Source organism: Synechococcus sp. CS-1332, assembly GCF_025127995.1.
Taxonomy (GTDB): Bacteria; Cyanobacteriota; Cyanobacteriia; order PCC-6307; family Cyanobiaceae; genus Cyanobium.
On sequence record NZ_JAHLYP010000019.1, the window covers coordinates 40,216 to 56,157 of the forward strand.

At 67.9% G+C, this 15,942-nt stretch carries 24 protein-coding genes and 1 tRNA gene; 18 read left to right on the forward strand and 7 right to left on the reverse strand.

Translation table 11 applies throughout. The annotated features are described in order from the left end of the window. Nucleotide 1 precedes the first annotated feature (1 nt). From KQ305_RS03885 to KQ305_RS03915, 7 genes are all read left to right on the forward strand, one after another. The gene (locus tag KQ305_RS03885; RefSeq protein WP_259724121.1) at nt 2–442 is read left to right on the forward strand and encodes an antibiotic biosynthesis monooxygenase; all 441 of its coding nucleotides are present in this window, start codon (nt 2–4) and stop codon (nt 440–442) included. Between the two features lie 72 nt (nt 443–514). Beyond that, nucleotides 515–1,231 carry a DUF305 domain-containing protein gene (locus KQ305_RS03890; RefSeq protein WP_259724122.1) on the forward strand — a complete coding sequence of 239 codons (717 nt, stop codon included), beginning with the start codon at nt 515–517 and terminating at the stop codon, nt 1,229–1,231. 94 nt (nt 1,232–1,325) lie between these two features. Then, nucleotides 1,326–2,930 (forward strand): iron uptake porin, encoded by a 1,605-nt coding sequence (locus tag KQ305_RS03895; protein ID WP_259724123.1) that lies wholly within the window; start codon nt 1,326–1,328, stop codon nt 2,928–2,930. A gap of 102 nt (nt 2,931–3,032) precedes the next feature. Continuing rightward, complete coding sequence (locus KQ305_RS03900) at nt 3,033–3,203, forward strand: hypothetical protein (protein WP_259724124.1); 171 nt, start codon at nt 3,033–3,035, stop codon at nt 3,201–3,203. 86 nt (nt 3,204–3,289) lie between these two features. Beyond that, the gene (locus KQ305_RS03905; protein ID WP_259724191.1) at nt 3,290–3,979 is read left to right on the forward strand and encodes a LuxR C-terminal-related transcriptional regulator; all 690 of its coding nucleotides are present in this window, start codon (nt 3,290–3,292) and stop codon (nt 3,977–3,979) included. Between the two features lie 53 nt (nt 3,980–4,032). Beyond that, nucleotides 4,033–4,269 carry a DNA-binding protein gene (locus KQ305_RS03910; protein WP_259724125.1) on the forward strand — a complete coding sequence of 79 codons (237 nt, stop codon included), beginning with the start codon at nt 4,033–4,035 and terminating at the stop codon, nt 4,267–4,269. Nucleotides 4,270–4,294: 25 nt separating this feature from the next. After that, entirely contained in the window at nt 4,295–4,510 is a 216-nt protein-coding gene (locus KQ305_RS03915; protein ID WP_259724192.1) for a type II toxin-antitoxin system RelE/ParE family toxin, read from the forward strand. A 56-nt stretch (nt 4,511–4,566) separates the two neighbouring features. Here the strand turns inward: KQ305_RS03915 and KQ305_RS03920 are convergent. Next, nucleotides 4,567–4,638, reverse strand: a tRNA-Lys gene (locus tag KQ305_RS03920). Nucleotides 4,639–4,723: 85 nt separating this feature from the next. On the opposite strand from KQ305_RS03920, the gene KQ305_RS03925 reads away from it, so the two are divergent. From KQ305_RS03925 to KQ305_RS03955, 7 genes are all read left to right on the forward strand, one after another. After that, nucleotides 4,724–5,239 (forward strand): gamma carbonic anhydrase family protein, encoded by a 516-nt coding sequence (locus tag KQ305_RS03925; RefSeq protein WP_259724126.1) that lies wholly within the window; start codon nt 4,724–4,726, stop codon nt 5,237–5,239. Between the two features lie 30 nt (nt 5,240–5,269). Beyond that, the gene (locus tag KQ305_RS03930) at nt 5,270–5,392 is read left to right on the forward strand and encodes a photosystem II protein Y (protein WP_015108528.1); all 123 of its coding nucleotides are present in this window, start codon (nt 5,270–5,272) and stop codon (nt 5,390–5,392) included. Beyond that, nucleotides 5,392–6,789, forward strand: coding sequence for an FADH(2)-oxidizing methylenetetrahydrofolate--tRNA-(uracil(54)-C(5))-methyltransferase TrmFO (trmFO, locus tag KQ305_RS03935; protein ID WP_259724127.1), 1,398 nt, complete (start codon nt 5,392–5,394; stop codon nt 6,787–6,789). Before KQ305_RS03930 ends, trmFO begins: the two co-directional genes overlap by 1 nt. 47 nt (nt 6,790–6,836) lie before the next feature. Beyond that, the gene (gene crtH, locus KQ305_RS03940) at nt 6,837–8,414 is read left to right on the forward strand and encodes a carotenoid isomerase (RefSeq protein ID WP_259724128.1); all 1,578 of its coding nucleotides are present in this window, start codon (nt 6,837–6,839) and stop codon (nt 8,412–8,414) included. Between the two features lie 41 nt (nt 8,415–8,455). Next, a complete protein-coding gene (locus KQ305_RS03945) occupies nt 8,456–9,391 on the forward strand; it encodes a carbon-nitrogen hydrolase family protein (RefSeq protein ID WP_259724129.1) in 936 nt (311 codons plus the stop codon). Nucleotides 9,392–9,479: 88 nt separating this feature from the next. Then, nucleotides 9,480–9,761 (forward strand): hypothetical protein, encoded by a 282-nt coding sequence (locus tag KQ305_RS03950; RefSeq protein ID WP_259724130.1) that lies wholly within the window; start codon nt 9,480–9,482, stop codon nt 9,759–9,761. Beyond that, nucleotides 9,758–10,306, forward strand: a complete 549-nt coding sequence (locus KQ305_RS03955; RefSeq protein WP_259724131.1) for a hypothetical protein — start codon at nt 9,758–9,760, stop codon at nt 10,304–10,306. Before KQ305_RS03950 ends, KQ305_RS03955 begins: the two co-directional genes overlap by 4 nt. Nucleotides 10,307–10,314: 8 nt before the next feature. Here KQ305_RS03955 and KQ305_RS03960 read toward each other — a convergent pair whose 3' ends face one another. Continuing rightward, on the reverse strand, nt 10,315–11,106 hold the full coding sequence (locus KQ305_RS03960) for a response regulator transcription factor (protein ID WP_259724132.1): 792 nt from the start codon (nt 11,104–11,106) through the stop codon (nt 10,315–10,317). A gap of 203 nt (nt 11,107–11,309) precedes the next feature. Between KQ305_RS03960 and KQ305_RS03965 the strand changes: the two genes are divergently transcribed. Beyond that, a complete protein-coding gene (locus KQ305_RS03965; RefSeq protein WP_259724133.1) occupies nt 11,310–11,576 on the forward strand; it encodes a DUF6761 family protein in 267 nt (88 codons plus the stop codon). Nucleotides 11,577–11,609: 33 nt separating this feature from the next. Here KQ305_RS03965 and grxD read toward each other — a convergent pair whose 3' ends face one another. The 4 genes from grxD to KQ305_RS03985 are packed head-to-tail and all read right to left on the reverse strand — an operon-like array spanning nt 11,610 to nt 13,469. Continuing rightward, nucleotides 11,610–11,933, reverse strand: a complete 324-nt coding sequence (gene grxD, locus KQ305_RS03970) for a Grx4 family monothiol glutaredoxin (protein WP_259724134.1) — start codon at nt 11,931–11,933, stop codon at nt 11,610–11,612. A 23-nt stretch (nt 11,934–11,956) separates the two neighbouring features. After that, a complete protein-coding gene (locus KQ305_RS03975; protein WP_254951994.1) occupies nt 11,957–12,190 on the reverse strand; it encodes a BolA family protein in 234 nt (77 codons plus the stop codon). A gap of 47 nt (nt 12,191–12,237) precedes the next feature. Then, the gene (locus KQ305_RS03980) at nt 12,238–12,813 is read right to left on the reverse strand and encodes a hypothetical protein (protein ID WP_259724135.1); all 576 of its coding nucleotides are present in this window, start codon (nt 12,811–12,813) and stop codon (nt 12,238–12,240) included. Nucleotides 12,814–12,842: 29 nt separating this feature from the next. Continuing rightward, nucleotides 12,843–13,469, reverse strand: coding sequence for a lysophospholipid acyltransferase family protein (locus KQ305_RS03985; protein ID WP_311134316.1), 627 nt, complete (start codon nt 13,467–13,469; stop codon nt 12,843–12,845). A 245-nt stretch (nt 13,470–13,714) separates the two neighbouring features. Between KQ305_RS03985 and KQ305_RS03990 the strand changes: the two genes are divergently transcribed. Both KQ305_RS03990 and KQ305_RS03995 read left to right on the forward strand, forming a co-directional pair. Continuing rightward, a complete protein-coding gene (locus KQ305_RS03990) occupies nt 13,715–14,464 on the forward strand; it encodes a pyridoxine 5'-phosphate synthase (RefSeq protein WP_259724137.1) in 750 nt (249 codons plus the stop codon). Between the two features lie 13 nt (nt 14,465–14,477). Next, on the forward strand, nt 14,478–14,798 hold the full coding sequence (locus KQ305_RS03995; RefSeq protein WP_259724138.1) for an MgPME-cyclase complex family protein: 321 nt from the start codon (nt 14,478–14,480) through the stop codon (nt 14,796–14,798). Between the two features lie 13 nt (nt 14,799–14,811). Here the strand turns inward: KQ305_RS03995 and KQ305_RS04000 are convergent, their stop codons facing one another. Further along, nucleotides 14,812–15,153 (reverse strand): hypothetical protein, encoded by a 342-nt coding sequence (locus tag KQ305_RS04000; RefSeq protein WP_259724139.1) that lies wholly within the window; start codon nt 15,151–15,153, stop codon nt 14,812–14,814. Nucleotides 15,154–15,264: 111 nt separating this feature from the next. On the opposite strand from KQ305_RS04000, the gene KQ305_RS04005 reads away from it, so the two are divergent. Next, nucleotides 15,265–15,939 (forward strand): metallophosphoesterase, encoded by a 675-nt coding sequence (locus tag KQ305_RS04005; protein WP_259724140.1) that lies wholly within the window; start codon nt 15,265–15,267, stop codon nt 15,937–15,939. Nucleotides 15,940–15,942 lie beyond the last annotated feature (3 nt).

Below are 15,942 nucleotides of genomic sequence, written 5' to 3' on the forward strand. Positions count from 1 at the left end.
CATGAGTGAATCCCCCACCAGCTTCAGCAACGGCTTTCCCGTCAACACGATCCGTGTCGGCGACGGGGTCGTGCTGATCAACGTTTTTCACCTCGATCCGGATCGGGCCGAGGCCTTCGTGGCCACCCAGGTGGGCGAATACAAACGCCTCCAGGGCGTTTTTCCGGGAAGCCTCAGCGCCAATCTGCACGTCAGCCTCGATCGCACCAGGGCCGTCAACTACGCGCACTTCAGCTCCCTGGAGGCCTATCTGACGATGCGAGACAGCCCTGCCTTCGCCGAGCACCTCGAGCGGCTCAAGGGATTGGTCCTGAAGGCCGAGCCCCAGCTGTACACCGTGGCCTACACCCAGAACGCCACACAACCCGTCTCTGAGGCCTCCTTGGCGCCCCTGGGAGATCCTGCCTTGGCGCCGCGGCTCGGCCCGGTGCCTCTGGCCTGATCACGGCGTGCCTGAACCCTTGACTCTCCAGACAAGTGGAGACCATACTGTGAAAGCTCCTCCTGAGTCCCCATGCGCCCCAGCCGATTCTCCCCCGCCCTGCTCGGGACCCTCTGCGCCCTGGGCCTGACGCTCCCCGCCCTGGCGCAGGACCGCGGCGGCATGAACCACGACCACCACGCCATGCCGGTCAAGCCCACCCCGGCCGGAGCGACTCCTGGGCACAGCGGCCACGCCCATGACGTGGGCCCCGCCGGTGCCACCTACGACCTGCGCTTCATCGACGGGATGGTGCAGCACCACACCGGCGCCCTGCGGATGAGTGAATTCGTCTTCGGGATCGGTGCGCCCGGTGTGGGGGCCCTCGGCAAGACAATCTGGCGCGATCAGGCCAATGAGAACCGGGCCATGGGCCTCTGGCGGAAGGCCTGGTATCCCCAGGCGCCCGTCTATCCCGTGGCCCTGGCGAGCGGCGGTGATCCGAACAGCCTCGCCGGCCTCACCCGCATGAGCCAGGCCCAGATCGACGGGATGCGGATGATGGGCGACGCACCCACCCCGGACAAGCGCGTTGTCTGGTTCCTGGAAGGGATGCTCCACCACCACGGCGGGGCGCTGATCATGGCCCACGACGCCCTGGCCAAGAGCACCAATCCCACAATCCGGCGCTTCGCCAGGGGCGTGATCGTGGCCCAACGCGCCGAGATCATCGAACTGCGGCGGATGCTGGCGGTCGAAGGCCTGCGCAAGCCGGAGTACGGCCGCTATGACGCACTGTTCGCGCTCTGAGCCGCCAGCCGGACTGACCATGCCAGCCTGGCAGGACTGAAGGATAGGGATGAGAATGATTCCCGTTCCTTCCATTTATCCCGGGGGAGCTTCCATGAACAGACGTGGTGTCGTTTCCAGGTTCAGGCAGGCCCCTGTGGGCCTGGTCCTTCTGGCCGCCCTGTCCCCGGCCGCCACGGCCGCTGAGCTCAATCTCGACACCATCAACCGCTACGCCAGGTCTGCGGCGGGCCAGAACCAGGAGCAGGTCACCAGCCTCAACCAGTTTTCCGACGTCAAGCCCACCGACTGGGCCTTCCAGGCCCTCTCAAACCTGATCGAGCGCTACGGCTGCGTCGCCGGCTACCCGAACGGCACCTACAAAGGCGGCCAGGCCATCACCCGCTATGAAGCGGCGGCCCTGCTCAACGCCTGCCTCGACCGGATCACCGAGGTGACTGACGAGCTCAAGCGCCTGATGGCCGAGTTCGAGAAGGAGCTCGCCGTGCTGCGCGGCCGGGTGGATGGACTGGAGGCCAAGGTGGGTGAGCTGGAAGCCATCCAGTTCTCCACCACCACCAAGCTGAGTGGCCAGGCCACCTTCGTGATCGGTGCCAATGCGTTTTCGGGCAGCGACACCCCCAACGTTGATGCCGCCCGGGCCGCCGTGGGGGCAACCACCTTCAGCTACGACATCCAGCTGAGCTTTGACACCAGCTTCACCGGCAAGGACCTGCTGCGCACGATCCTGCGGGCCGGCAACTTCGCCGATTCCGCCTTCGGCGGCGCCGGTCCCACCGGCTCCCTCTCCACCCTGGAAGCGGCCTTCCAGGAAGACTGCGGTGGAGCCGCCGACTGCGGCGATGTGGTGGCGATCGACAAGCTCTTCTACCAGTTCCCCATCGACAGCCAGTTCACCGCCACCTTCGGCGGCCGGGTGGGCCAGGAGGACATGCTCGCCCTCTGGCCGAGCGCCTATCCCGCCGACACGATCCTCAACCTGTTCACCCTCAACGGCGCTCCGGCGGCGTACAACAAGAACCTCGGACCCGGTGCCGGCCTGTGGTGGCAGCAGGGGGGGCTGAGCATCAGCGCCAGCTATGTGGCCGCCAACGGTGACGTGGGCGATCCCAACCTCGGCGGCATCGGCACCAAGGCCTCTGCGGGCACCGGCACCGTGCAGATCGGCTATGCCAAGGAGCGGTGGGGCCTGGCGGCGATCTACTCCCGCATCCAATCGGGCGTCGATGTGCCTGGCACCACCCCCTTCACCGGCCTCACGTACGCGTTCAACCCCAACAGCCGCACTGATGCCTTCGGCGTCAGCGGCTACTGGCAACCGGCCCGCTCCGGCTGGATTCCCTCGATCAGCGCCGGCTGGGGCCTCAATGGCACCAACTACGACTCCCCCCAGGCCCCCGGAGCGTTGCGCACCAGCCAATCGTGGATGGTGGGCCTGCAGTGGGACGACGCCTTCATCAAGGGCAACGCCCTCGGCATGGCGGTGGGTCAACCCATCTTCGCCACGGCCCTGACGGGCGACCAGACGCCCCAGGACGGCAACGTCGCCTGGGAGTGGTGGTACAAACTGCAGGTCACCGACAGCATCAGCGTCACTCCGGCCCTCTTCTACCTGAGCCGGCCCCTGGGGCAGGACACCACGCCCGTCACCACATTCCGCCAGCTGGGTGGACTGGTGAAGACCACGTTCCGCTTCTGATCGGGGCCACGCCAGGGCCTGCGGCGAACTACCCCCGGATGGGGATAGGTACAAATCCCTTGAGATCCGTATGTTGTATTCATGACGCGAAGGGACCCCGCCATGGTCAGAACGGAGGACGTCAAACCTGAAGAGGCCCTGGGCCACCTGACCTGTCTGGGCCGCACCTGCATGAAATGGCGTGAAAACGGCGAGCTCACCGAGCTCGATTTTCAGCTGATCCTGCAACGGCTGGTCAACGTCGACGAGCAGGCCGGCGGACTGCTCGACTGACCCCCGGGAGCGGCGACGGTCCAGGCCCACAGGGTCGGATGATGGCTGGCAGCTGGATGGCCCGCAGGGCCTCAGGGGTCGTCGCCATGGATCTCACGCCGTTCCTGAAAAACCTGGAAGGAAACACCATCGACGAGGTGCTGCTCTCGGTGGCCGTGAAGGGCAAGGTGGCCATCGCCATGAAGGGCCGCTTTCTGTTGCGGGCGATCTGCGAAAGCATCACCGACCGCAGCCTGATCGGCTGCGCCATCACCGATGAGGCGACCTGCCTCGACTATCTGCGCCGCGAACCCTACGAGCTGCTGATCTGCACCGATCATCTGGAGAGCGGCAATGGCTTTGAACTGACCCGCAAGGCCAAGGAACTGCGGCCCAATCTCAAGGTGGTCATGCTTGCCCTGGGGGACGTGATTCCCGCGGAATACGAACACGCCCCCTGGCTGGAGGCCGTGGTGGCGGAGGCCGACATCGTCGATGACCAGCGGCCCCTGCAGGCCGCCGTGATCGCGGTGATGGGCCATCACTCCTACCGCAGCCCTTCGCTGCGCTCGGGCAAGCTCCCCTATCTCAGCTGTCCGCGGCTGACCACAAGGGAATACGAAGTGCTGGACCTTCTGGCCAGCGGCCTCAGCGACCGGGAGATCGCCCGCAAGTTGGTGGTGAGCGATGAGACGGCCCGCACCTACACCAAACGCCTGCTGCAGACCCTGAGCGTCAACAACCGCCTGCAGGCCGTGCTCAAGGGCGTCCGCTGCGGCATGGTGCAGCTGGGTTGAGTCCAGCTCGTCCCGGAAAGAATGAGGGTGAATACACCCATTCAGATGACTGCATGGCCACCTCCGCTCGCCTGGACCCAGCGACAGAGGCGCGGCTGGATCGGCTGGCCTCCGAAACGGGGCGGACCAAGGCCTTCTATCTGCGGGAGCTGATCGAGCAGGGTCTGGACGACCTGGACGATGCCTACCTGGGCGCCGCCGCAGTGGAACGGATTCGCCTGGGCCAGGAACGTACTTACAGCCTCGACGAGATGGTGGCAGAGCTTGGCCTGAACGCTTCGGATCTCTGAAACGGCCAGGCGGCAGCTTGAGAAGCTGGATCGGTCAACCGCTCAGGGCCTGCTTTGGGACATGAACCGGCTGCTGCTGCAGACCGTGGATCCGCGCCAGCGAGGGAAGGCTCTGACGGCCAACCTGGCCGACTTCTGGCGCTACCGGGTCGACGACAACCGGGTGATTTGTCAGATCGAAGCTGACCACCTTGTCGTGCCGGTGGTCGGGCTCGGCCACAGCAGCGAGGCCTACCGCTGACGACACCGCCGTAGGAAGGAGCAGCGTTTGGCTGAAATCCCAAGCGGTGGTTGGGATGGGTCGCCTGAGATTCGAACTCAGGACCAGTCGGTTAAAAGCCGAATGCTCTACCGCTGAGCTAGCGACCCGTCGCTTGGGAAGCTATCACCCGGCGGCGACCCTCTCCAAGCCCGCCGACGACTGCACAATCAGCACAGCCCACCGCCACGCGCCATGACCAGCCCCGAGGCCTGGCCCACTCGCTGGGAGGAGCCCTGCATCAACGCCGCCGCCTGGGTGGCCCCCTCGGCGGTGGTGATCGGCGATGTGCGGCTGGCGGCGGGGGCCAGCCTCTGGCCCACCGCCGTGGCCCGGGGGGATGTCTGCACGATCGTTGTGGGGGAAGGCAGCAACGTGCAGGACGGCGCCGTCCTGCATGGGGATCCGGGCCAGCCGGTGACGATCGGCGCCGACGTGACCATCGGCCACCGGGCCGTGGTCCATGGCGCCACGCTGAAGGACGGCTGCCTGATCGGCATCGGCGCCATCGTGCTCAACGGCGTCACGGTGGGGGCCGGGGCCCTGGTGGCGGCCGGCTCGGTGGTCACCCGCGACGTGCCCGCCGGCGCCCTGGTCATGGGGGCCCCGGCCCAGGTGAAACGCCAGCTCGATGCCGCCGCGATCGAGGCCCAGCGTCAGCACGCCCGCCGTTACAGACAGTTGGCGGAGGTTCACGCTGGACTCCGTTAGGATCCCGCCATCGTTTTCCCCTCCCCCGCCATGGACCTCCGGCTGCTGCTCGTCGCTGCTCCGATCCTCCTGGCCGTGGGTTGGGCCGCCTTCAACATCGGCCGCGCCGCCGTGGGCCAGCTGCAACTGATGCTCAAGCGCGCCCGCGCCTGATGGTCGTCGTCATCGGTGCTGGCCTGGCCGGCACCGAAGCCGCCTGGCAGATCGCCGAGGCCGGGATTCCGGTGCGGCTGGTGGAGATGCGGCCGGTGCGCCCCTCCCCGGCCCACCACAGCGGCGATTTCGCCGAGCTCGTCTGCAGCAACAGCTTCGGGGCCCTCTCCCCCGATCGGGCCGCCGGCCTGCTCCAGGAGGAGCTGAGGCGCCTGGGATCGCTGGTTATCGGCACCGCCGATCTCCATGCGGTGCCCGCCGGCGGCGCCCTGGCGGTGGACCGGGGCCGCTACAGCGCCGCCCTCACGGCCGCGCTTGAGGCCCACCCCCTGGTGACGGTGGAGCGGCGTGAGCAGCTGGCGCTGCCCGACCCTTCAGACATTGCCGTGCTGGCCACCGGCCCCCTCACCGGCGCCGACCTGGCCGAGGACCTGGGCCAGTTCACCGGACGGGAGTCCTGCCACTTCTTCGATGCCGCCAGTCCGATCGTGGAAGGCGAAGGCATCGACCTGTCGTTGGCCTTCCGGGCCAGCCGCTACGACAAGGGCGACGCCGACTACATCAACTGCCCCATGGACCGGGAGCAGTACCTCGCCTTCCGTACCGCCCTGCTGGAGGCCGTGAAGGCGGAGCTGAAGGATTTCGAACAGGAGAGCGCCACGTTCTTCGAGGGCTGTCTGCCGATCGAGGAGCTGGCCCGCCGCGGCGAGGACACGATGCGCTATGGCCCGCTCAAGCCGATCGGCCTCTGGGATCCCCGCTGGGGCGACCTGCACGACCGTGACGTGCGCCGCACCAAACGGGCCCACGCGGTGGTGCAGCTGCGCCAGGAAGACCGGGACGGCCGCCTCTGGAACCTCGTCGGCTTCCAGACCAACCTGAAATGGGGCGAACAACAGCGGGTGCTGCGGATGATCCCCGGACTGGAGAACGCCTCCTTCGTGCGTTTCGGGGTGATGCACCGCAACACCTTCCTCGACTCCCCCGAGCTGTTGCAGGCCACCCTGCAGTTCCGCCAGCGCCCCAGCCTGCTGGCCGCCGGCCAGATCACCGGCACCGAGGGGTATGCGGCCGCGGTGGCCGGTGGCTGGCTGGCCGGCACCAACGCCGCCCGCCTGGTGCGGGGGCTGACGCCCCTGAGCCTGCCGCCCACCACCATGGCCGGCGCCCTGCTCGCCTTCATCAGCGATGCCGAGCGCAGCCACGGCGCCCGCAAGGGGGGCTTCCAGCCCATGCCTCCAAGCTTCGGGCTGATGCCGGAGCTGCCTGAGCGCATCCGCGACAAACGCCGCCGCTATGGCGCCTACCGCGACCGGGCCCTGGGGGATCTGGCCGCCTGGGACAGCGAGCGCCAGGCGTGGAGGCCAGCCGCGGTGCCCGTAGCCGCAGTCGGCTGAGGGTGGCCGCTTCCTAGGGTCAGATCGCTTCCGTTTGCCTGGTTCCGGTGACCGTCACGGCCCGTTCGTCCGCCGCCGCCCCCCTCGCCGCTGACGATGGCCGCCCCTGGGACACCGTCGTGATCGGCTCGGGCATCGGCGGGCTGGTCACCGCCACCCAGCTGGCGGCCAAGGGGGCGAAGGTGTTGGTGCTGGAGCGCTACCTGATCCCGGGCGGTTCGGGCGGCAGCTTCAAGCGTGAGGGCTACACCTTCGATGTCGGCGCCTCGATGATCTTCGGCTTCGGCGAGACGGGCCACACCAACCTGCTCACCCGGGCCCTGGCGGACGTGGGCGAGCACTGCGACACGATTCCCGACCCAGCCCAACTCGCCTACCACCTGCCCGGCGGCCTCCAGGTCGCGGTGGATCGCGACTACGAGCGCTTCCTGGCCGATCTCACCGCCCTGTTCCCCCAGGAGGCGGTGGGCATCCGCCGCTTCTACGACACCTGCTGGCAGGTGTTCCGCTGCCTCGACGCCATGCCCCTGCTGTCGCTGGAGGACCCGGCCTACCTGGCCAAGGTGTTCTTCAAAGCGCCCCTGGCCTGCCTGGGGCTGGCCCGCTGGCTTCCGGTGAACGTGGGGGCGGTGGCCCGCGCCCACATCAGCGATCCGGATCTGCTCAGGTTCATCGACATGGAGTGCTTCTGCTGGTCGGTGATGCCGGCCGATCGCACGCCGATGATCAACGCCGGCATGGTGTTCTCCGATCGCCACGCCGGCGGCATCAACTACCCCCGCGGCGGTGTCGGGGTGGTTGCCGAGAAGTTGGTGGCAGGCTTGCGCAAGCACGGCGGCGAGATCCGCTACCGGGCGCGGGTGGTGAAGGTGCTGCTGGAGGGCGAGGGAACGCAGACCCGGGCCGTGGGGGTGACGCTGGCCAGCGGCGAGGAGATCCGCGCCCGCCGGGTGGTCAGCAACGCCACCCGCTGGGACACCTTCGGCTCCCTGGTGGACGCGGAGCACACCCCTGAGGCCGAGCGCACCTGGCGGCGGCGCTACAAACCCTCCTCCTCCTTCCTCTCCCTGCACCTGGGGGTGAAGGCGGAGGCGATCCCCCCGGGCAGCCATGTCCACCATCTGCTGCTGGAGCGCTGGGAGGACATGGAGGCTGAGCAGGGGGTGATCTTCGTGTCGATCCCCACCCTGCTCGATCCCTCCCTGGCCCCGGCCGGCCACCACATCGTGCACACCTTCACCCCGTCGGCGATGGCCAACTGGCAGGGGCTGGCGCCTGGGGCCTACAGGGCCGCCAAGGAGGCCGCCGCCAGCCGGCTGATCCGCCGCCTGGAGGCGATCCTGCCGGGCCTGGAGGGGGCCATCACCCACCAGGAAATCGGCACCCCCCGCAGCCACCGCCGCTTCCTGGGCCGCCACGGCGGCAGCTACGGACCGGTGCCGGCCCTGCGACTGCCCGGCCTGCTGCCGATGCCCTTCAACCGCACAGCCATTGCGGATCTCTACTGCGTGGGTGATTCCTGCTTCCCCGGCCAGGGGCTGAATGCGGTGGCCTTCAGCGGCTTCGCCTGCGCCCATCGCATCGGCGCCGACCTGGGCCTCAATCCCTGGACCCTGCCGGCCTGAGCCCACGGGCGAGGATCGATCCTTCCGCTTCCCCGCCCAGCATGGTTCCTGAGCATCGCCTGCACTGCGTCGTACGGCCCGGGGTGCCGGCCTTCGGCGAGGGGCTGCGGCTGGGGATCTGGCAGGGCACCGGCAAGGCTGGCAGTCCAGTGGCGATCGCCGAAAACCTGGAACGGCTGGAGCTGGTCTGCGGCCAAGCGGCGGGCCACGGGGTGCAGCTGCTGGCCTTTCCAGAGCTCTACCTCACCGGCTACATCGTCACGCCCGCCATCGTGCGGCAGCTGGCGGAGCCGGTGGACGGCCCCAGCCTGCAGCGGGTGGCCGCCGCCGCCCGCCACCACGGGCTGGCCGTGGCCTGTCCCTACGCCGAACGGGCCAGCGTGTCCGGGCAGGAGCGCTTCTATGACGCCATCGCCCTGTTCGACCGGGACGGCACCCTGCTGCGCAACTACCGCAAGACCCACCTCTGGGGACCTGATGAGAAACGCTGCTGGAGCGCCGGCTATCGCTATCCAGAAGAGGGACCAGCCTTCACGGTGCAGTCGGTGAATGGGGTGGGGGTGGGCCTGCTCAACTGCTACGAAGCGGAATTCCCCGAACTCACCCGGCGTCTGGCGCTGGAGGGGGCGACGCTGGTGCTGATTCCCACGGCCGCCGATGCCTGGGCCGAGCTCAGCACTGGAGAGCGCACCGACAGGCCCTACCCGGACGTCTCCCGCACCCTGATCCCGGCCCATGCGTTCCAGAACGGCTGTTTCGTGGCCTACGCCAACCGCTGCGGCGAGGAGACGGTGAACGGGCGGGTGATGGCGGCCTACCTGGGCAACAGCCTCATCTGCGGGCCCCATGGCGATGTGCTGGCAGCTGCCCGGCCAGAGCCGACCCTGCTGATCGCCGACTGCCGGCCCGGCGAGTACGGGCCCACCCATCCCGCCGCCACCCGCTACCACGAGGACCTCCGGCCCGATCTCTATTGAGGGCTCCGCACCCCCCTGGCAGGCCCAGGCGGCGCACCACGCCCACTCGCCGGCGCCTGTAGGGTTTGTAAATATTTGTTTCGTGTCCATGGCGGCTCCGATTCCCAGCTCTTCCGACCTGGCGCACTACCTCGAAGCCCGCGGCGAGATGGGTAAGCCCTGGGTCTGGCACCTGCTGCGGCTCAGCAAACTCAAGGAGGCCAAGGACACGATGGAGCCCAACGAGTACGTCGAGCGACTGGGCGAAGCCCACGCCGATCTGATGCGCCTCGGCAACTTCTGGAAAGGTCGGGAGGCGGAGGTGTTCGGGGGCCGCTACCAGCCCTCCCAGGTCATCGAACCGCTGCCCGGGTCCCCCGAGGACCGATGAGCGCCGAGCCGTCGTGCCATCGCTACCCGATGGCACCACTGATCCGCTTCACGCTGCTCGGCCTCTACCTGGCCCTGGTGCTGCCCCTCCCCCTGCTGGCACCGGAGCCGCTGCGGCTGCCGCTACTGCTGGCTTGCATCGCCGGACTGGCGCTGGTGCTGGCCATCACCAGTGAGCGGGTGGAACTCGATGGGCAGGAACTCCGGGTGGGCCATCCACCGTGGTGCTCCTGGCTGCTGCGCCGTGGCTGGCGCTTGTCCTGGAACCGCATCACCGCCCTGACGCCCGTGACCACAAGCCAGGGGGGCCGGGTGTATTACGTGCGCAGCGTCGCTGCGGAGGATGGCCGCAGCTCAGAGTCCTGGCTGCTGCCCCAGCGAGTCGCTCACTTCGACGATTTCCTGGAGCGCTTCTCCAGCACCACAGGCTTGTCCACCAAGGGAATCAGCAGAATCAGTCCACCGTGGACCTACCAATTGCTGGCCGTGCTTTCGGCCCTGCTGCTGGCTGGAGAAATTTTGGCCCTTCTACCTGGGGTGGGTTGATGTCCGCCCTAGTTGAGGCGGGAGGAACTGCTGGGTGAAGTGAGCAGGAGTCCGGCGCTGGTGCTTCCTGTGGCCTCCTCACTCAGTTCGGGAAGGGTGTCGAGGCTGAATCTGTACCCTTGTTGCCGCATCGTTTCGATGGCACCCCCCTCGCCGAGGCCGGCTTGCTCGAGCTTGCGGCGCAGGGTGAGGACCTGGGTATCGACAGAACGGGGCCCGCCACTGAAGGGAGGCCAGGCCATGCGCAGCAGTTCCTGGCGGCTGCGCACCACGCCGGGAGGCATCAGCAGGGCACAGAGCAGGGCGAATTCCCGGGGGCTGAGTTCCACCGGCTGGTCGCGCAGGGTCACCTGGCGCAGCAGCAGGTGCACTTCCAGCGGGCCGACGCAGACCCGCTCCTGAAGGCCGCTGCCACTGCGACGCAGCAGGGTGCGGCAACGGGCCGCCAGCTCCTCGAGACCGAAGGGCTTGCGCAGCACGTCGTCAGCTCCGGCATCCAGCAGAGCCACCACGGGCTCGGAGCCAGCACGGGCCGTGAGCACCATCACCTGGCAATGCAGCTGGGCCGCCAGCCGCAGCGCCGAGGTTTCCTCGAGGAGCTCGGCGCTCACCAGAAGGTCGGGCGATTGCTCCTGGCAGATCTCGAGAGCTTCACGGGCCGTGGCCACCGCCGCAGCCAGATGGCCGTCCTGGCGGAGGCGCTGGGCCAGCACCGTGCGAAGGGTCGCGTGGGGGTCGACCACGAGCACCCTGCGTGGGGTACCTCCGGGGTCGGTCAGTATGTCCTGGGCCACGGCCATCTCCTCGGCATCACGATGAAATCAGAAGCGGAAGTGCCGGCAGCCGATTAAGTGAGCCAACGCTAACTGGGAATGTGCGTGGACGCCGGTGACGGGCGATGCCTTGTCAACTGTCTGCTCCCGAAAGGCGGTCGCGGCACGGCAGGATGGGACCATCTGCCGGCTCTCGCCGCCACAAGGACGCCAGGGGCCTGACCCCAGCCATGACAGCACTTCAACATCCCGACGCGATCCGCCACTTCCAGTCCCTGTGCGATGCCTGCCAGGACCTTTCCGATCGTCATCACGGACCCTCCGAGCTGCGGCTGTACGCGGATGGTTACCTGCATGCATTACGCCGCACGGCCGTGCTGGACCACCACTCCCAGCGGCGGCTCGAGGAACTGATCGACCGCTGGATCCAGGACCCATCCAGCTTCATGGGGCCCGACGGCCAACCCCAGCTGCTCATGGAGACAAGCCGCTACTGAGTGGTTCGTTGGGCCGGGCAGGCCAATCCTGGCCTAGGAAGCCAGGACCACTTCCAGCTTCTCGCGCAGTTCACCGCTGTTGTACATCTCGATCAGGATGTCGGAGCCGCCGAGAAACTCCCCTTTCACGTACACCTGGGGGATCGTGGGCCAGTCGGAGAACTCCTTGATTCCCTGGCGGATCTCCGAGTCGGAGAGCACATCAAAGGTCTCGAAGGGCACACCCAGTGACTGCAGGATCTGGACCACATTGTTGGAGAACCCACACTGCGGCATCAGCTTGTTGCCCTTCATGAAAACCACGACCGGACTGGTCGTGATCAGGTCGTCGATGCGTTGACGGGTGCTGGCGTCCATGGTGACGAAATCGGGAAAGAACTTCAGGAGGGAAGGGAGGTCTGCACAGCCAGGGCATGGATGGCCTCGCTGGCCAGTTCGCTGCGCAGGGCGCCGTAGACAAGCTGGTGCTGACGCACCCGGTTAAGGCCGGCGAAAGCGCCGGACACCACCTTGACCTGGAGGTGGTCGCCACCACCGGTGAGATCCTCCACCTCCACGGCGGCATCGGGAAGCGCGCGACGGATGGCGTCCTTGACCTGCTCCGGTTGCACCATGGTCGCGGGGATCGGGGGGATGAAGGGAAGCTGGAATCTAAGGACGATCAGCCACCGGTGGACGATCCAGGCGCGGTGTAGGGGGTGACAACGAAACCCAGTTCCACCAGTTGCTGGTAAGCCTTGCGACCACCCTCGTTGGTGGGGGTCATGATCTTGACCACCTCCACCAGCAGGGGAATGGCCACCTCCGGCTGGTTCTGGCGGCGGAACAGGGCCGCCAGCCTCAGGTTGGTCTCGGCCAGCAGTGTCAGGGCCTCCCGCCCCTTGTCATCCATCTCCCTGGGGATGCGGGCATCAAGGCCGCGGAAGGAACCGCTCAGATCGCGGTAGAAGCCCAGCAGACGCCGGCTGGCATCCCGGGCCAGGTCGTAGAGGCGCCGCCCTTCGGCCAGGTTGCCGCTGGCCACCGCCGCGTCACCGCGTGCAAGCAGGGTCTTCACCGAGGACAGGTTGAGATCGGTGCCGGCGGGTTGCACCGTCTGGGGTGTGGCCTGGGCCCGCGCCGGGGGCTGGAGAAGCGGCTGTGCCAGGGCGAACAGGGCAAGGACGCCTCCGCAGACCCCGGCGAAGCCCGATGGTCGAGCGGATCGAAGGGAAGGAATGGCGGAAGGCCTGATCACGTCGGCGCCTGATGGGTAACGGCGGAACTTTACGGGGAGCCGATCGGACGGCCCACCACGGCTCGGGCCGCTTGCTCGGCCGACTCCATCGCGGCGGCGACTTCAGCTCCGAAGGCCAGGGCCGCCTGACGACCCTGGCCCGCCGCCCGCAAGGGGGCCCCGAAACACACGGCACCTTCATCTCCCGGGCGAGGATCGGCGTGGCCGTAGGCGATGCCCACTGGCACCACCGGCACATCCACACCCTGGCTGGCGGCCAGCAGGGCCAGGCGGGCGAGCCCCTGGTGCAGCCGGATGGGGCCGTCCTCGCGCCGGATGCGGCCCTCGGGAAACACGACCAATTGCTGGCCTGCGGCCAGCAATTCCACGGAGAATCGCAGGCTGGCCAGGGTGGGGCGACCCTGATCGACAGGGAAACAGCCGAGCCGATGCAGGAACCAGCCCTGCAATCCCTTCATTTCGTCCGCTGTCACCATGAAGCGACAATCTCTGCCACTGACACGGCGCCCGGCGGCCCAGGGCAGCATCAGGGCATCCCAGCGGGCCCGGTGGGTGGGGGCCAGCAGCACCGCCCCATCCGTGGGCAGATTCTCCCGATCGAGCACCCTCAGCGCGCCGAAATAGCCCTTCAGGACCAGGTCAATGGTGACCACCATCGCCAGCGGCGACAGCCAGGGGCTGATGCCATTGCAAAGCGAACTTTCCCGCGAGCTGATCGCCGGAGAAAGGCCTGATCCGGGGGGCGTCTGCGCCGCCAACACTCTTGATTCAGCAAAACATCGAAATCGAAACTAAGGGCTGAATCCCCCTGCTGCAGGGCCTAGGCAGGCAGTTGGCCCTGCGGCCGCGGCCCCGACGACCGATACGGTTCGGTCAGGATTGCTCCAACCACCTGCCGCCCATGGCCAGCCTCGGGGTCAACATCGACCACATCGCCAACGTGCGGCAGGCCCGCCGCACCGTGGAGCCCGATCCGGTGCGCTGCGCCCTGCTGGCCGAGCTGGGTGGCGCCGACGGCATCACCGTGCACCTGCGGGAGGACCGCCGTCATATCCAGGACAGGGACGTGGAGCTGCTGCGGGCCACCGTGCGCACCCGTCTCAACCTGGAGATGGCCGCCACCGCGGAGATGGAGGCGATCGCCCTGCGCCTCCGCCCCGACATGGTCACCCTGGTACCGGAACGCCGCGAGGAGGTGACCACCGAGGGGGGCCTGGACGTGGCCGGACAGATGGAGGGCCTCGCTCCTTTGGTGGGGCGCCTGATGGGTGCAGGAATCGGCGTCAGCCTGTTCGTCGACCCCGACGATGCTCAGCTGGAGGCCTCCCGCAGCTGCGGGGCCCGCTGGGTGGAGCTCCACACCGGTGCCTACGCGGAGGCCGCCTGGGAGCAGCAGCCGTTCCAGTTAGCCCGGATCAGCGAAGCCACCGCCATCGCCCGGGGCCTCGGCCTGCGGGTGAACGCCGGGCACGGGCTCACCTATCACAACGTCGAGCCGATCGCCGCGATCGAGGCCATGGAGGAGCTCAACATCGGCCACACGATCGTGGCCCGTGCCCTGGCCGTCGGGCTCCAGGAGGCGGTGCGGCAGATGCGGGCGCTGGTGCAGAATCCCCGCCGCGACCCGCTGTTCGGCGACCGCCAGCCCTGAGGCCCCTCCCTCCATGACCCGCTACCACTTCGTCGCCGCCAGCCGCGCCTTCCTGCTCGAGGAGGAACCCCTGGAGGAGGTGCTGCGCGAACGCGTGCGCAACTACGCCGAGAAGGACAAAACCATCGACTTCTGGCTCCTGGAACGGCCCTCCTTCCTGGAGGCGCCCGAGCTGGCCGCCACCGTGGCCTCCGTGCCCCGGCCCGCGGCGGCGATGTTGTCCACCGACGAGAAATTCATCACCTTCATGAAGCTGCGCCTGGAGTTCGTGGCCCAAGGCAGCTTCGAGGCTCCGAGCAGCGCCATCCCCGACCCTCTGGCCACCCTGGCCTGAACAGCACAGCCCCTCAGAACAGACCCAGGAAGCGGCGCCTGGGCTCGTCGTCCGTTGATCCCTCCTTGGTGGGCTTGCCCTGGCCGCCGTCCTGCTGGTAGCGGGGCTTGCTGTCGCCGATGGTCAGGGGCGCTTCCTTGTTTTTCCACCAGATCCAGTCGCGGATCGGCGGTGTGTTCTCCAGTTCCCAGCGGGTCAGGCCCAGACCCAGCCGGGAGGAGGCATTCAGCAGCACATCCAGCATGGCCTCGCCATCACCGCAGCGGGCCAGGGCCTCATTGGTGCGTTTGGCCCCGTCCAGCGCCTTCACCAGGGCATTGACGCGCTGCGTGACCGGCAGATCCTTCAGGTCCATCGCCCGTTACCTCCGTGGGCGCACCGTATCAGCGCTGAAGCCCTGCCAGAGCCGGCGGGGGTGACAGAAGCCCACCTCAAGGGCAACACTGAGGAGGAAGCTTCCTTCTTGATGACGTTCCCGGTCCAACGTCCACCGCGCCACTGGGTCATCGGGGACGTCCATGGCTGCGCGGAAGCTCTCCAACAGTTGGTGGCCCAGCTTCCCCCCGGCGACCGGCTGGTGTTCTGCGGCGACGTGATCAACCGCGGGGCCCGCATTGAGGCCGCCATGGAGTTGGTCTGGGACATGGTGCGCCGCAATCGGGCGGTGTGGCTGAAGGGCAACCATGAACGGGATCTGGTCACCCGGCTCGACCTGGGCCTTACGCCCACCAGCCACCCGGAACTGAACGGCAACGACACCTACCGCCAGCTGGGAGCGGCCCGCTGCCGGCTCTGGCGCGACCGGCTCGCCCATCTGCCCCTCGCCTACTGGGGCCAAGGCTGGGTGGCCACCCATGCCGGCTTCAATCCGCGCACCTGGCAGCCCGACCTCAACGTCCGACTGGCCTTCTGGCAGGCCTACGACAACCGCTTCGGCGAGGTGATCGTCGGCCACACCCCCGGGCCCGGCCTGCGCAGACTTGGATCGATCGTCCTGCTCGACACCGGTGCCTGCTACGGCGGTGACCTCACGGCCTATTGCCCCGAAACCCAGGAGACCCGACGGGTCAGCGGTCTACCTGCGACAAGCAAAAACTTGCCCGCCCTCGTTCATGGCTCAGCCTTGAGCTGCGTCCTCTGAGCC